The sequence below is a fragment of the Bradyrhizobium vignae genome (assembly GCF_004114425.1).
Classification (GTDB): Bacteria; Pseudomonadota; Alphaproteobacteria; order Rhizobiales; family Xanthobacteraceae; genus Bradyrhizobium; species Bradyrhizobium vignae.
Genome location: NZ_RDQF01000069.1, coordinates 1 through 15,064, shown reverse-complemented (window position 1 = coordinate 15,064; position 15,064 = coordinate 1). Strand labels below are relative to the sequence as shown.

11 protein-coding genes are annotated in these 15,064 nt (G+C 62.3%); 10 read left to right on the top strand and 1 reads right to left on the bottom strand.

Annotated features, from left to right (window positions below; translation table 11 throughout):
- The first annotated feature begins 84 nt into the window (after window positions 1-84).
- The 10 genes from EAV90_RS34555 (at window position 85) to EAV90_RS34510 (ending at window position 11,250) form a co-directional block, all read left to right on the top strand.
- Window positions 85-723 (top strand): 2-hydroxychromene-2-carboxylate isomerase, encoded by a 639-nt coding sequence (locus EAV90_RS34555; protein WP_129145971.1) that lies wholly within the window; start codon window positions 85-87, stop codon window positions 721-723.
- Window positions 724-779: 56 nt separating this feature from the next.
- On the top strand, window positions 780-2,333 hold the full coding sequence (locus EAV90_RS34550; protein ID WP_347338828.1) for a class I adenylate-forming enzyme family protein: 1,554 nt from the start codon (window positions 780-782) through the stop codon (window positions 2,331-2,333).
- Window positions 2,334-2,377: 44 nt separating this feature from the next.
- Window positions 2,378-3,115, top strand: coding sequence for an SDR family oxidoreductase (locus tag EAV90_RS34545; RefSeq protein WP_122404958.1), 738 nt, complete (start codon window positions 2,378-2,380; stop codon window positions 3,113-3,115).
- A gap of 12 nt (window positions 3,116-3,127) precedes the next feature.
- Entirely contained in the window at window positions 3,128-4,309 is a 1,182-nt protein-coding gene (locus EAV90_RS34540) for an acyl-CoA dehydrogenase family protein (RefSeq protein ID WP_129145970.1), read from the top strand.
- A gap of 23 nt (window positions 4,310-4,332) precedes the next feature.
- A complete protein-coding gene (locus EAV90_RS34535; protein ID WP_129145969.1) occupies window positions 4,333-5,463 on the top strand; it encodes an acyl-CoA dehydrogenase family protein in 1,131 nt (376 codons plus the stop codon).
- 15 nt (window positions 5,464-5,478) lie between these two features.
- On the top strand, window positions 5,479-6,666 hold the full coding sequence (locus EAV90_RS34530; protein ID WP_122404955.1) for an acetyl-CoA C-acyltransferase: 1,188 nt from the start codon (window positions 5,479-5,481) through the stop codon (window positions 6,664-6,666).
- A 24-nt stretch (window positions 6,667-6,690) separates the two neighbouring features.
- On the top strand, window positions 6,691-7,701 hold the full coding sequence (locus EAV90_RS34525; RefSeq protein ID WP_122404954.1) for an NAD(P)H-dependent flavin oxidoreductase: 1,011 nt from the start codon (window positions 6,691-6,693) through the stop codon (window positions 7,699-7,701).
- A gap of 70 nt (window positions 7,702-7,771) precedes the next feature.
- Entirely contained in the window at window positions 7,772-8,479 is a 708-nt protein-coding gene (locus EAV90_RS34520; RefSeq protein ID WP_129145968.1) for an SDR family NAD(P)-dependent oxidoreductase, read from the top strand.
- Window positions 8,480-8,529: 50 nt separating this feature from the next.
- A complete protein-coding gene (locus tag EAV90_RS34515) occupies window positions 8,530-9,753 on the top strand; it encodes an ABC transporter substrate-binding protein (protein WP_129145967.1) in 1,224 nt (407 codons plus the stop codon).
- 744 nt (window positions 9,754-10,497) lie between these two features.
- The gene (locus tag EAV90_RS34510; protein ID WP_129145966.1) at window positions 10,498-11,250 is read left to right on the top strand and encodes a Crp/Fnr family transcriptional regulator; all 753 of its coding nucleotides are present in this window, start codon (window positions 10,498-10,500) and stop codon (window positions 11,248-11,250) included.
- A gap of 400 nt (window positions 11,251-11,650) precedes the next feature.
- Here EAV90_RS34510 and EAV90_RS34505 read toward each other — a convergent pair.
- Window positions 11,651-15,064: beta strand repeat-containing protein (locus EAV90_RS34505; RefSeq protein WP_129145965.1), on the bottom strand; the 3,414-nt coding region annotated here is incomplete at its 5' end.

Below are 15,064 nucleotides of genomic sequence, written 5' to 3'. Positions count from 1 at the left end.
TTCTATAATAGAACTTATGGTTCGGGCGAGGTTCAAACGAGGCGGCGGTCGAACCGCTGATGCGTCGAAGGGAAGAGCGTTGCCATGGTTGCTGCGGTGAAGGTCGAGTTTCACTTCGATTTCGGAAGTCCCAACGCTTATCTCGCCGAGCTCGCGCTGCCGGAAATCGAGAAGCGTACCGGCGTCAAGTTCAACTATGTCCCGGTGCTCCTTGGCGGCGTCTACAAGGCGACGGGCAACATGTCGCCGGCGGACTCGCTGCGCGGGATCAAGAACAAGCCGGAATACAATGCGCTAGAGACCACGCGCTTTCTGCGTCGCCACAACATCACGAAGTTCACGCCGAACCCGTTCTTTCCGGTGAACACGTTGAGCTTGATGCGCGGTGTCGTCGCGGCCGAATTCGAAGGCCTGTTCGAGCCCTATTTCCGCGCGGCCTATCACCACATGTGGGTCGAGCCCAAGAAGATGGACGACCCGCAGGTGTTCCGTGAGGCGTTCCTGTCGTCTGGTCTCGACATTGACCGCATCATCGCGCGGGCCCAGCAGGATGACGTCAAGAAGAAGCTGATCGAGAACACCACGCGCGCCGTAGAGCGCGGCAGCTTCGGCTCTCCGACCTTCTTTGTCGGCGACGAAATCTATTTCGGTAAGGATAGTCTGCGCGACGTCGAAGAGGAAATCCTCGCCCAACTCGCCAGCGCGCGGCGCAAGACCGCGTGATCATAACATCGAGGCAAAACCAAAAGGCAAAAAGCCGTTTTCTCAGGGAGGGTGCCGTGGTCTCATTGACCCAAGAGACAATAGGGAGTGTGGACGGTCTGCCGAACCGGATCCATCACGTGATGGCGCCGCATGTCGCAGCAACGCCGGATCGCATGGCGCTGGTCGATGACACCGCGACGCTGACCTATCGCGAACTCAATGGAGCGGTTCAGGCCACAGCTGACACGCTGCGTACGCTTGGCATCCGCGCCGGCGACCGCGTGATGATCGTCAGCGAGAATTCGATCCCGCTCGCTTGTCTGCTGCTCGCCGCGAGCTTGCTCGATGCCTGGGCGATCGTGGTCAATCCGCGGCTGTCGCCGCGCGAGGTCGACCAGATCCGGGACCACAGCGGCGCAAGGCGGGTGTTTTTCACTGCCGGGGTATCGCAGGAAGCAGCCACCCATGCCGTTAGGTGCGATGCGCCGCTGCAGGAGCTTGGGCCGCTGCGCGATATCGGCGTGACTGCGCTGAACGCGGACACGGCGGCGGAGCCGGTCGAAGCCGATGGCGCCAAGCAAGTCGCGGTTCTCATCTACACGTCTGGCACGACGGGCACGCCCAAGGGCGTGATGCTGACCCATCGCAATCTCCTGTTCAGTGCGCGGGGCACGGCCGGCTGGCGCAAGATGACCGCGGCCGACGTGCAGTATTGCGTGCTCCCGATCTCGCACATCGTCGGGATCTCCCTGCTCACCATGACCTTGATGGTCGGCGCGAGGGTGCGCCTGGTCGCAAAATACGATCCGGCAGCCTTGGCGAAGGCGATGGCGGAGGAGGGCATCACGATCCTCAACGGTGTGCCCGCGACCTATCGGCGCCTGTTGGAGTACCGCCGCAATGCCGGCCTGCCGAAGCTCGATCGTGGCTGCCTGCGCTTGATCGCGGTTGCGGGCGCGCCGCTGGACCTCGAACTCAAGTCGCGCGTCGAGCAGGAGCTGGGCTTGCCGCTGCTCAATGGCTACGGGATCACGGAATGCTCGCCGGGCATCTCGGGCGTCCGGATCGAGTCCCCGAGGGCGGATCATGCGGTGGGGACAGTCCTGCCGGGCGTGGAGACCAAGCTCGTGGGCCGCGACGGCAAACCAGTGGCGGGAGATGCGGTCGGTGAACTCCACGTCCGCGGGCCGAACGTGATGCGCGGCTATTATCGCGCACCCGATCTGACTGCGAAGGCGATCGATCCGGATGGCTGGTTCAATACCGGCGATCTGGCTCGCTTGGAAGGCGATGTTCTCTACATCGTTGGGCGTACCAAGGAGATGATCATTCGGTCAGGATTCAACGTCTACCCGGCCGAGATCGAGGCTGTGCTGAGCACGCACGACGCGGTGGTGCAATGCGCCGTGGTCGGACGGCCGGTCGAGGGCAATGAAGAGGTTGTCGCCTTCGTGCAGCTCATCCGCGGTTCAAAGGCGACGGCGCAGGATCTCATGGCGCACATAGCTCCGCAACTCACCTCATACAAGCGACCGTCGGAAATCATCCTGATCGACGCGCTGCCGGCGACGTCGACGGGCAAGATCCTGAAGCACAAGTTGGCCGAGTCGCTGCGCAGTCCAGGCTGACGCTTTGCCTGACAAGAAGTTCTCTCGGAACGAAGGAAAAGGCCATGCAAAAGAGAAACGCCACCGCAGCCGTGATCGGTGCAGGGGACTACATCGGTGCCGAGATCGCCAAGAAATTCGCGGTCGAGGGATTTTCGATCTATGCCGGCCGCCGCAACGGCGACAAGCTGGCGCCGCTGGTCAAGGACATCGAAGCCGCCGGCGGCGAGATCCACGCCCGTTCACTCGACGCCCGCAAGGAGGAGGAGATCATCTCCTTCCTGAGCGACGCCGATAAGCACGCGCCGCTCGAAGTCTGCATCTTCAATATTGGTGCCAACGTCAATTTCCCGATTCTCGATACCACCGAGCGGGTGTTCCGCAAGGTCTGGGAAATGGCATGCTATTCCGGTTTCCTGGCGGGACGTGAGGCAGCGCGGCTGATGACGGCTCGCGGCGGCGGCAAGATCTTCTTCACCGGGGCGACCGCGTCCTTGCGCGGTGGCAGCGGTTATGCCGCCTTCGCCAGCGCGAAGTTTGGCCTGCGGGCTGTCGCGCAGGCGATGGCCCGCGAGCTCGGTCCGAAGAACATCCATGTCGCGCATCTCATCATCGACTCCGGCGTCGATACGGAATGGGTGCGCCAGCGCCGCATCGAGGCGCTTGGCCCCAACGCGCTTGACAATCCGGACCTCTTGATGCCCCCAGCGGCGGTCGCCGGCGCCTACTGGCAGCTCTACCAGCAGCCAAAGACCGCCTGGACATTTGAGCTGGAGATCCGTCCGTTCGGCGAGAAGTGGTAAGGAGCCGGTCCGATGGAGCTGGCATTGTCGCCGGAAGATGCGGCGTTTCGCGACGAGGTTCGCGCATTCATCAGGGATCATTACCCCGAGGAAATGCGCGTTCCGAACCCCGAGACCGATCTGACCAAGGAGCAGTCGCTGCTCTGGCATCGCATTCTCTACGAGAAGGGCTGGATCGCGCCGCTGTGGCCGAAGGAGTATGGCGGCCCCGGCTGGTCGATCACGCAGCGCTTCATCTTCGAACAGGAGACCTCCCGGGCGGGGACGCTGCCGCCCCTGGCGTTCAGCGTCACCATGGTCGGCCCCGTCATCTACACTTTCGGCAACGAGGCGCAGAAGAAAAAATTCCTGCCGCGGATCCTGTCCGGCGAGGATTGGTGGTGCCAGGGCTATTCGGAGCCGGGCTCCGGCTCGGACCTTGCGACCGTCAGAACCAAGGCAGTGCGCGAGGGCGATCATTATATCGTCAACGGTCACAAGACCTGGACCACGCTGGCGCAGCACGCCGACTGGATCTTCTGTCTGGTGCGGACCGATCCGAACGCGAAGCCGCAATCCGGCATCTCCTTCCTGCTGATCGACATGAAATCGCCCGGCGTCACCGTGCGGCCGATCATCACGATCGACGGCAGCCACGAGGTCAACGACGTCTTCCTCGAAAATGTCCGCGTGCCGGTCGAGAATCTGGTCGGCGAGGAGAACAAGGGCTGGACCTACGCCAAATTCCTGCTCGGCAACGAGCGCACCAGCATGGCGGGTATCGGTCGGTCGACCCGGTACATCCAGAAGCTAAAGCAGATTGTGAAAGCGGAAATACCGGCCGACGATCCCGTGCATCTCGAGTTCCTGCGCGACATCGCCCGTATCGAGCTCGACGTGCTGGCATTGGAGGCAACCGAGCTTCGCGTCGTGGCACAGATGGCGCGCGGCATCGATCCCGGTCCGGCGGCCTCGCTGTTCAAGATCCGCGGCACTGAGATATTCCAGAATATCACCGAGCTCATCCATCGCGCGATCGGCAATTACGGTCTTGCCATCCGCGAGCATCCGGTCAGCGCCAACCGTTTCATGCCGGGCCCTGAGCACGCTCATACCGCATCGGAGAAATACCTGAACTCGCGCAAGCTCAGCATCTACGGCGGATCCAACGAGATCCAGCGCAACATCATCGCCAAAGCCGTGCTCGGGCTCTAGCCACGGCGGATCGGGAGGAGCGGATGGATATTCAGTTCACGGAAGAGCAGGAATTGCTGCGATCCAGCGTGCAGCGCCTGCTGCGCGACCAGTACGATTTCGAGGCGCGGCGCAAGATCGTGGCGAGCGAGGAGGGCTTCAGCCGGACGCAATGGGAGGCCTTCGCCGAACTCGGCCTGCTCGCCGCGCCGTTCTCCGAGAACGCCGGCGGTCTCGGCGGCGGTCCGCTGTCGACCATGATCATCATGCATGAGTTCGGCCGTCACCTCGTCGTCGAGCCTTTCCTCGAGACGGTAGTGCTGGCCGGCAGCCTGATCGAACATGCCGGCACGCCCGAGCAGCAGCAGGCCTTCATCCCCGGCATCGTCGACGGCAACAAGATCTGGGCGCTGGCCTGGACGGAAAAGGTTTCCCGCTTCGACTTTGCCGATGTCACGACGACGGCGCGGCGCGAGGGCAACGACTACGTTCTGAGCGGCACGAAGACAATGGTGATCGCTGCGCCCTGGGCCGACTATCTGATCGTCTCGGCGCGGACGTCCGGCGACGACCGTGACCGCGCCGGCGTCAGCCTGTTCGTGGTCGACCGGCGTGCCGCTGGACTCGATCTCCAGAGCTTCAAGACGATCGACGGCCGCCGGGCCGCCGAGATCAGCCTGCGCGAGGTCCGCGGGCAATTGCTCGGGCGGGAAGGCAAGGGCGTTGTCTTGCTGGAAGCCGGTCGCGACCGCGCCATCGCCGCGCTCTGCGCCGAGGCGGTCGGCGCCATCGGCGAGCTGAATTCCGCGACGTTGGACTATTCGAAGACCCGCAAGCAGTTCGGCACGACCATCGGCTCCTTCCAGGTCCTCCAGCATCGCATGGTCGACATGTTCATTGCTCATCAGGAGGCGCTCTCTCTGATGCAACATCTCAGCCTGAACCTCAGCGCCGGTGATCCCGGCCTGTCGCGGCTCGCCTCCGGCGCCAAGTCGAAGATCGGCTATGCCGCTAAGTTCGTCGCTGATCAGGCGGTGCAGCTTCATGGCGGCATGGGAATGACCGACGAGTTCAATGTCGGGCACTATTTCAAGCGTATCTCCTCCATCAACATCCAGTTCGGCGATCCGGCGTTCCACGTGCTGCGCTACGCGCAGCTGGACGCGGCCGCGTAAACAGAAGGGGTCAGCATGACGATTGAAGCAGTCATCGTTTCCACCGCAAGGACGGCTGTCGGCAAGGCCTATCGCGGCGCCCTCAACAACACGGACGGTCCGACCATGGCCGGGCACGTGATCGCCGAAGCGGTGAAGCGCGCCGGCATTGCGCCCGATGAGGTGGAGGACGTCGTGATGGGCTGCGCGATGCAGCAGGGCACCATGGTGATGAACGTGGCGCGCAAGGGCGCGATCCGCGCCGGTCTGCCGGTCACCGTTGCCGGCACCACCATCGACCGGCAATGCGCGTCGGGCCTGCAGGCTATCGCGGTGGCCGCACGGTCGGTCATGCTTGACGGGGTCGAGGTCGCGATCGGCGGCGGGATTGAGTCGATCAGCCTCGTGCAGAACGAGCACATGAACAAGTTCCACGCCGTCGATGACGAGCTGATGGCGATGAAGCCTGAAATGTACATGTCAATGCTGGACACCGCGGAGGTCGTCGCCGAGCGCTACAAGATCGGCCGCGACCAGCAGGACGAATACAGCCTCGAATGTCAGCGCCGCGTCGGCGCTGCGTTGCAGGCCGGCCGTTTCAACGACGAGATCGTACCGTTCACGACGAGGATGGCGCTCGTCAACAAGGACACCAAGGAGGTCACCTACGAGCAGGTGACGCTCACCAAGGACGAAGGCCCGCGTCCGGAAACCACCGCCGAGGGCCTCGCCAGGATCAAGCCGGTGTTCGAGGGCAAGACCATCAGCGCCGGCAATGCCAGCCAGCTTTCGGACGGCGCTTCGGCCTGCGTGATCATGAGCGATAAGATCGCGGCTAGGAAGGGTCTCAAGCCGATCGGCATCTTCCGCGGCTTCGTCGCTGCCGGCGTCGAGCCGGACGAGATGGGCGTTGGCCCGGTTGCCGCGATCCCGCGGCTCCTCAAGCGCCACAACCTGAAGATCGACGACATCGATCTCTGGGAGCTCAACGAAGCATATGCGGTGCAGGTGATCTATTGCCGCGACAAGCTCGGCATCGATCCGGACAAGCTCAATGTCAATGGCGGCTCGATCGCGATCGGTCACCCCTACGGCATGACCGGCTCGCGCCTCACCGGGCACCTTCTGATAGAGGGTCGTCGGCGCAAGGCGAAATACGGCGTCGTGACCATGTGCATCGGCGGCGGCATGGGAGCCGCCGGTCTGTTCGAAATCGTCCACTGAGCGGCAAAGGCGGGGAGATCATTCGTGAAGACAGCGATCACTGAACTGTTCGGCATCCAGCATCCGATCATCCAGGGAGGCATGCACTATGTCGGCTTTGCCGAGCTGGCCGCTGCGGTATCGAATGCCGGCGGCCTTGGCATCATCACCGGCCTGACGCAGCGGACGCCGGAATTGCTGGCGAAGGAGATCGCGCGGTGTCGCGACATGACCGACAAGCCGTTCGGCGTGAACCTCACCTTCCTGCCGACCTTCTCGACGCCGCCTTATCCCGAATACATCGCAGCCATCAGGGAGGGCGGCGTCAAGGCGGTGGAGACGGCTGGCCGCAGTCCGGAACAGTACATGCCCGCGCTGAAAGCGGCGGGCATCAAGGTGATCCACAAATGCACATCGGTCCGGCACTCGCTCAAGGCCGAGAAGATCGGCTGCAACGCCGTCAGCGTCGATGGTTTCGAGTGCGGCGGGCACCCCGGCGAGGATGACATCCCGAACATGATCCTCTTGCCGCGGGCGGCCGATGCGCTGAAAATCCCGTTCGTGGCCTCGGGCGGCATGGCCGATGCGCGCAGCCTGGTCGCTGCGCTGTCGATGGGGGCCTCGGGCATGAACATGGGCACCCGCTTCGTCGCCACCAAGGAAGCGCCGGTCCACGAAAATGTGAAGCAGGCGATCGTCAAGGCGAGCGAGCTCGACACCGTGCTGGTCATGCGCGCGCTGCGCAATACCGAGCGCGTCCTCAAGAACAAAGGGGTCGCCCAGCTCGTCGAGATCGAGCGCAGCAAGGGCGCCAGCCTGACGATCGACGACATCCACGACCAGGTCGCGGGCGTCTATGCCAAGGTGATGGTTGACGGCGACATGGACGCCGGCGCCTGGAGCTGCGGGATGGTGGTCGGCCTCATCGACGACATTCCGACAGTCAAGGAGCTGATCGATCGCATCATGAGCGAAGCGGAGACGATCATTCGTCAGCGGCTGACCGGCTTCCTGGACGGCAAGGTTGAGACGGAGAAGGCGCGCGCAGTCGCCTGAACTGCGCTTCTGGGCACGGCAAGGTCGCGAGCCGGCATGACTTGCCGGCCGGACATGGAGGTCTGATCGCATGAGCGCACCTGTCTGTCTGATATCCGGCGTTGGGCCAGGCACGGGATCGGCGCTGGCGAGACGATTTGCCGAGGGAGGATATCGCCTCGCTCTTCTCGCCAGGAACGAGGAACGCCTCGCCGCGCTGGCGCAGCAATTGCCGGGCGCAAAGGCCTATCCATGCGACGTGTCCGATGCCGCGCAAGTTGAGGCCGTGGCATCCGCCGTCGAACGAGATCTGGGCAGTCCCGCCGTCGTCATCCATAACGCCGTCGGCGGGGCGTTCGGCAGGTTCAGCGAAATCGATCCGGAGATACTCAACCGCAACTTCCAGATCAACACGATGGGGCTGCTGTATCTGGCGCGGCGGTTTACCCCGGCGATGATACAGGCGGGCAGCGGCGCCGTCGTCGCGACCGGAAATACGTCGGCGTGGCGAGGCAAGCCGGGCTTTGCCGGTTTCGCTCCGACCAAGGCGGCGCAACGCATCCTTGCCGAGGCAATCGCGCGTGATCTCGGACCGCAGGGCGTCCACGTCGCCTATGTCGTCATCGATGCCGTGATCGATCTCGAATGGACGAGAAAGCGTTGGCCGGACCGGCCGGACGACTTCTTCATCAAGCCGCGAGCGATCGCGGATGAGATCTGGCACGTTGTTCACCAGGATCGCAGTGCCTGGTCGTTCAATGTGGAGATCAGGCCGTTCGGCGAAGCCTGGTGTTCGTAAGGGAATAGGCGTCGCCGATCAAATCATAACAAGCTTAGGAGGAAATGTAGATGTTGATGAGGAGATTCGTACTTGCCGTGGCCGCGCTCGCGGCATTTGCGGGGATGCCGGTTCATGCCGATACGCCCGGTGTCACGGAATCGGAGATCAAGATCGGGGCGACATTCCCGTTCAGCGGCCCCGCTTCTCCGCTCAGCAACACCGGCAAGGGCCTCATTGCGTACGTTCGCTCGATCAACGACCACGGCGGCGTCAATGGCCGCAAGATCAACCTCGTGACCTACGATGATGCCTATAGCCCGCCGAAGGCCGTCGAACAGACCAGGAAGCTGATCGAAGGTGACGAGGTGGCATTGCTGTTCAGCCCGCTAGGGACACCGGGTCTCAGCGCGACCGTCAAATATGTGAACGGCAAGAAGGTGCCACACCTCTTCGTCGTCAGCGGCGCGACCAAGTTTGCCAATTTCACCGACTTTCCGATGACGACCACGGGACTGCCGAGCTACAACACCGAAGGCAAGATCTACGCGAAGTACATCACCCGGACGGCGCCCGACGCGAAGATCGCGATCCTCTACCAGAATGATGACCTCGGCCGCGATTTCGTCGCGGCGTTCAAGGAGGCGTTAAGAGCCGATTTCGATCGGAAGGTGGTCGCCTCGCCATACGAAGTTACCGAACCCACCATTGAGACCCATGTGGTGTCACTCAAGGCCTCGGGAGCCCAGGCCTTCGTGATCGCGGGCACGCCGAAATTCACCGCCCAGGCGATCAAGAAGGCGAGCGAGATCGGCTGGTCGCCGCTCACCATCATCAACTATGTCTCGAGCTCAGTCTCCGCAACCATCCTGCCGGCCGGACCGGACAAGGCGGTCGGGGTTATCGCCGCGACCGTCACAAAGGATCCGAACGACAAGAGGTGGGCCGACGACCCGGGCATGAAATGGTATCGCGAGCACTTCGAGAAATATCTTCCCGGCTCCGACATTGGCGACAACAATTACCTGTTCGGAACCCAGCAGGGCCAGATCCTGGAGCAGGTGCTCAAGCAATGCGGCAACGACCTGTCGCGCGAGAACATCCTGAAGCAGGCGCGCAGCATCAAGGGGCTCGTGCTTCCGACGCTGATGCCCGGTATCGCGATCAACACCGGCCCGAGCAACAGTATGGCGTACACGCAGCTTCAGCTGCAACGCTGGACTGGAAGCTCCTGGGAGCAGTTCGGCAATGTTCTGAGTGCCGACCAGAACCAATCAGCACCAGAGCGCCCGTGATGATGACCCTCCGTACCGAGTCGGGGGCTTGGAGATCGATTTTCTAACTCAAAGAGTCCGCTTCGACACGGTCGGCTGACCAATTCCAGCCGAGCATTCTCGGACGTCCGAAAGATCGCGGATCAATCAGTGCAATCCAAGTTGACGGTATCACAGGCATCGCCAGGCAAGTCGTCCACAATCATCACGAGCCGGGATGCGCTGCGTTGTTTTCTTGGCTGCACGTACGGCCTCAGACCCGATCGCCTTGCGGCAGCCCGCACCAGGTGAAACATCCGGGCTTCACAGGGCTATCGGAGCTGTGGGAGGAGTGATCGAGTTGCCGCGCCGGGTCAGCGTCGATCCTCTCACGACTACCAGATAGGCCGGCGTGGCAAAGGGTGACGAGTTCCGCCCTTGTGGGCAGTCCGGACAACATCGAGTGCTGAGTTTGGCGCGCTGGCATTGGAGAACTCGATTCTCCTCAATGTGCACATGTGATCACGAACCTTGAGAGGAGTGCGAGCAACCGACGTTTAAGAAGTCCCGCTAACGGCACGCTCAAATCCTCATGCCACCAAGCCTCTCCCTTGGCGTGTTCGGCGAGTACGAAATCAAAAAAGCGCCCGGTGCCGAGCGGCGCAACGGCGAGAAGCCGTGGCCGGACCATATCGCGCGTGGGCATATCGGGAAAATTTGGAACAGGCGCCCCGAACGGTGGTTTGACGCTTTGGGAGCTTCGGCGTGCTCGAGGGAAGATCCGCAATGGCGCTCCAGACCGGCCCCGGGAATCGGCTTTTGGCGGCTTTGCCGCCTGCGGATCTCAACCTGCTTGAGCCTCACGTTCAGAAGATAGCGTTCGAATCTGACGCTGTGCTGGTGCGAACCGGAGATGAGCTCAAACAGGTCTATTTTCCCGTTAGCGGCGTCTTGGCGTTCCTGGTCGAGATGTCGGACGGACACATTGTCGCTTCCACTCTCATGGGCTCGGAAGGAGCGGTCGGCGCTCTCGCCATTCTAAGTCCCTCGCACTCGCCAGTCACGGCAACGGCCTATGTGGCCGGAGCTGCGCTGCAGATTCCTGTCCCACGGTTGCAACAAGCCTATGAGCAGAGCGGCGCCATCAAGCGTGTTCTGCGCCTCCATCTCCGCACTCAATTGTTGCAGCTTCAGAATGTGGCTGCCTGCAACGCGGTGCACCCGGTGGAATGCCGTATGGCCCGCTGGTTGCTCGAGATACATGACCGCGTCGCCAACGGCGAGATTAGATTGACCCAGGAGGCGCTCGCACAACTTCTTGGCGTGCGGCGAACGACCGTGTCTCTAACGATGCGTAAACTTCGGGCAATCGGATGCATCATATCGGAGCGGCGCGGCGTCTTGGAGGTCCACCGAACGCGGCTCGAGAACGTCGCTTGTGAGTGTTACGGTGTGATGCGCCAGAGGATCAAACGAATGTATGAGGGGGAGCTGGGCTCCCCGAATGTTTCGCATCCGCAATACTTCCCTTTCTCATGAAATCGAATGGTTTCCACGGAACAGCAGCGTTTGGCGGCACATCGAGCGGGGCAACCGTTGCCGAAGTCATCCATCGGCTTCTGACCCCCTGTGCGGGTTCTCCTCTGCAATTTTCTCGGAGCAGGCAACTGATCCTGGTGCCGCTCCGCGGAGGTGTTCTGCATCTCCGATTCCCCACTCGGGTCGGCGCGGCGGCTGATGATGTCTCGTCCATCACTTTGCCCGGTGGGGTCATTTCTGTCGGAACGACCGATTGAATGACATTGCGAGCGGCCCGACGATGTACTCGAATGCGGTTTTTTGGAAGGCGGGGATCATCATGGTCGCGGGCCGAGATACCAGGCGAATGTTCGGCAGGCGCGCCGGGCCGAACATTCGCCCAATCCATCGCCTCGCAACGTCAGACCAGATAGTCGTGATAGCTGATAAGCGTTCCCGTGTTCTTGTCTGCCTCCGTGTGGAAGCCCGCGGCATCGTACTGGCCCAACAGGGTGATGTCGGTGGTATGGACTCCGTCAGTCACCGACAGGGTTCCTCCGGTGCCGGCCTGATTTGCGACATAACTCGCGGTCGTGCCGACCCCAAACGCCACATCGAGGAGATCGAGGTGGTCATTCCCGTCAAATCCGGACACGAGCCCGCTAAAGTCGAAGGAGTCGTGGAGCACGATTGTCCCGGTGGCTCCGGCATCAAGCGTTATCTTGGTCGATGAGGCGGCTCCGAATTCGAACGTGGCTACGCCGTCCATCAAGGCGGTGCCGCCGCCAGTGACGCTGCCATTGACGGTGATGTTGGCTCCATGCGCCCACAGCAGCCCAGAATTATCGAGGTTGCTGTCGATGACCATCCCGCCGCTTCCAGTCGCCTCAAGGGTTCCGGAATTGACGATCGCGTTTGTCCCGGTATCGATATCGAGCACATTGACGCCGGTGGCGACAATCGTGCCTTTGTTGACCAGTCCCATCATCCCGTCCCCGAGGTGGCCCGCGCCGGCGATCGTGTTGTCCACATTCGTCAGCGTGACGTCGGAGGTCGTTCCGGTGATCAGGTTCTGATCGCTGTCGGACAGCGCGACCTGCCCATGCCCCTGGAGCGTGATGCCGTGTTCGATCAGTTCCAGGCTTGTCCTGTTTCCGGTCGAGTTCAACTCAATTGTACCCCTGTTGTCGATGGTGCCGCTCAACGGAAGCAACGCGCCGTCGCCTATCACCAGGCTGCCGGAATTTTCCGTAACGGGGGTTTGATCGAACATGAAATTGCTCGATGTGAGCGATGTCGGATCCAGACCTTGCAAAGTGATCGATTGGCCTTCTCCCAACTCGATCACGGCGTTGCCGCTGGCGTCGCTCACAGTATGCGCCTGAACGTCGGCGAACGAGGTGAAGGTGGCGTAATCGATCAGATCGATTTGGTCATGCATCGCGTCGAAGTTATAAACCACGTCATGACCGATCGGCTGCGCGAACACCAGCAGGTCGTTCCCGCTCGAAGCCGTCAGATGATCGTCGCTCGACACAGCAAAGATGGGTGATCCCTTCGCATAGGCTTCGACATTGTCGGCCACGGTTGCCGTTCCCGTAGTGCCATCGGTGTTCGTCCAGGTCTGCGTGACGTTCAGCACCACGGCGCCTGCGAAATCCAGCGGCGAAGTGATTGTCATCGACTGCACATCATTTGTGTGAGCAGTCCAGGTGCCATCGCCGTTGTTCGTAGCGTTACTAAGGCTCCAGCCCAAGGGCACCCCGCTGATCGTGACGGTGATGACGTCGTTGGGATCATCTGAGGGATCGCTCAGAGCCAGGTAGATGGCCTCGCCAGCAATACCGGCAGGCGCAAGGACAGTGGCGCCGCTCCCTTTCACGATCGTGACGGTGTCAGTATCGGCGAGGCCTCCTCCGTCGGTCGTTGTCATGGTCAAAGTCCGCGTGGTGTTGTTTGACCCGCCACTAAACGTCACGCCAGCCAAGGCCGCGTTGATGTCGGAGATCGAACCGGAGAACGTCATCGTTTTGGTGCCGTTGGCACCGGAACTGAATGTAAGGCCTGATGTGGTGGAGAGCGTCAAGATGCCGGTCGATGTTTGCGAAGAGCTGCCCAGTGAGAGTGAAACAGTCTCGATGCCGTTGTCGACATCATTGACTCTCAGCGTGAAAGTGGCTGTTGAGCCACCACCGCTACCGTTTCCAACGGCCTGCTGCCCCGGAACGGTGTTGACCGGCGCGTCATTGGCGCCGCTGATGGTAACGGTTAGCACCGCTGTGTCGGTTAGGCTGCCGTCAGTTACGGTGTAGTTGAAGGTGTCGGTCGTCGACTGGCCGACGTTGAGCGCCTGCACGGTTGCGTCGTTCTCGTTGACCACGTACGTGTAGCTGCCGTTAGCGTTGAGTGCCAGCGTGCCATGCGCGCCCGCCAGGCCGACGCCCAAAGTGCCGGCCGTGCCGGCCCCCTCGATGCCGCCGGTGCGGATCGCACTGACCGTCAGGCTGCCGCTGTCGACATCGGTGTCATTGGTCAGCACATTGCCACTGCCGTTGATGCCCCCCGATCCGTTCGCCGTGCCGCCTTTCTCGGTCGCTGCCGTGGCACCCGGACTGGCACTGGTGTCATTGACGGCGATCGGCGCATCATTGGTCCCAGTGATGGTCACCGTCACGGTCCCGGTGGCGGTGCCGTCCTGGCTCACCACCGTGAACTGGTCCTGCACCTGCTGGCCGGCGGAGAGCTCATTGTGGGCGCCGTTGCCGGTGTAGCTCCAGGTGCCATTGGCATCGATGTTGAAGTCGCCGTAAGTGCCGTGGACATTGCTCTGCGCCACGACGTGGGCTTCGCCAGTATCCGGATCGGTGATGGTCAGCTGGCCGGAAGTGTTCAGCGCGGCGGCAGTATTGCCTTCGGTGACGGACTTGGAGTCCGATGAGACCGTGGCCGCATCGTTGGTGCCGGTGATCGTCACCGTGACGGTGCCGGTGGCGGTGCCATCCTGGCTCACCACCGTGAACTGGTCCTGGACCTGCTGGCCGGCGGTGAGCTCGTTGTGGGCACCGTTGCCGGTGTAGCTCCAGGCCCCGTTGGCATCGATGCTGAAGTCGCCGTAGGTGCCGTGGACATTGCTCTGCGCCACGACGTGGGCTTCGCCAGTATCCGGGTCGGTGATGGTGAGCTGGCCGGAGGTGTTGAGGGCGGCGGCTGCATTGCCCTCGGTGACGGACTTGGAGTCCGAGCTGACTGTCGCCGCATCATTGGTCCCGGTGATCGTCACCGTGACGGTGCCGGTGGCGGTGCCGTCCTGGCTCACCACCGTGAACTGGTCCTGCACCTGCTGGCCGGCGGTGAGCTCATTGTGGGCGCCGTTGCCGGTGTAGCTCCAGGCGCCGTTGGCATCGATCGAGAAGTCGCCATAGGTGCCGTGCGCGTTGGTCTGCGCGATGACGTGGGCTTCGCCCGTATCCGGATCGGTGATGGTCAGCTGGCCGGAAGTGTTGAGCGCGGCGGCAGTATTGCCTTCGGTGACGGACTTGGAGTCCGAGCTGACGGTCGCGGCATCATTGGTCCCGGTGATGGTCACCGTGATGGTGCCGGTGGCGGTGCCATCCTGGCTCACCACCGTGAACTGGTCCTGCACCTGCTGGCCGGCGGTGAGCTCGTTGTGGGCGCCATTGCCGGCGTAGCTCCAGGCCCCGTTGGCATCGATCGAGAAGTCGCCGTAGCTGCCGTGAACATTGCTCTGCGCCACGACATGGGCTTCGCCAGTGTCGGGGTCGGTGATGGTGAGCTGGCCGCTGGTGTTGAGCGCAGCCGCGGTGTTGCCTTCGGT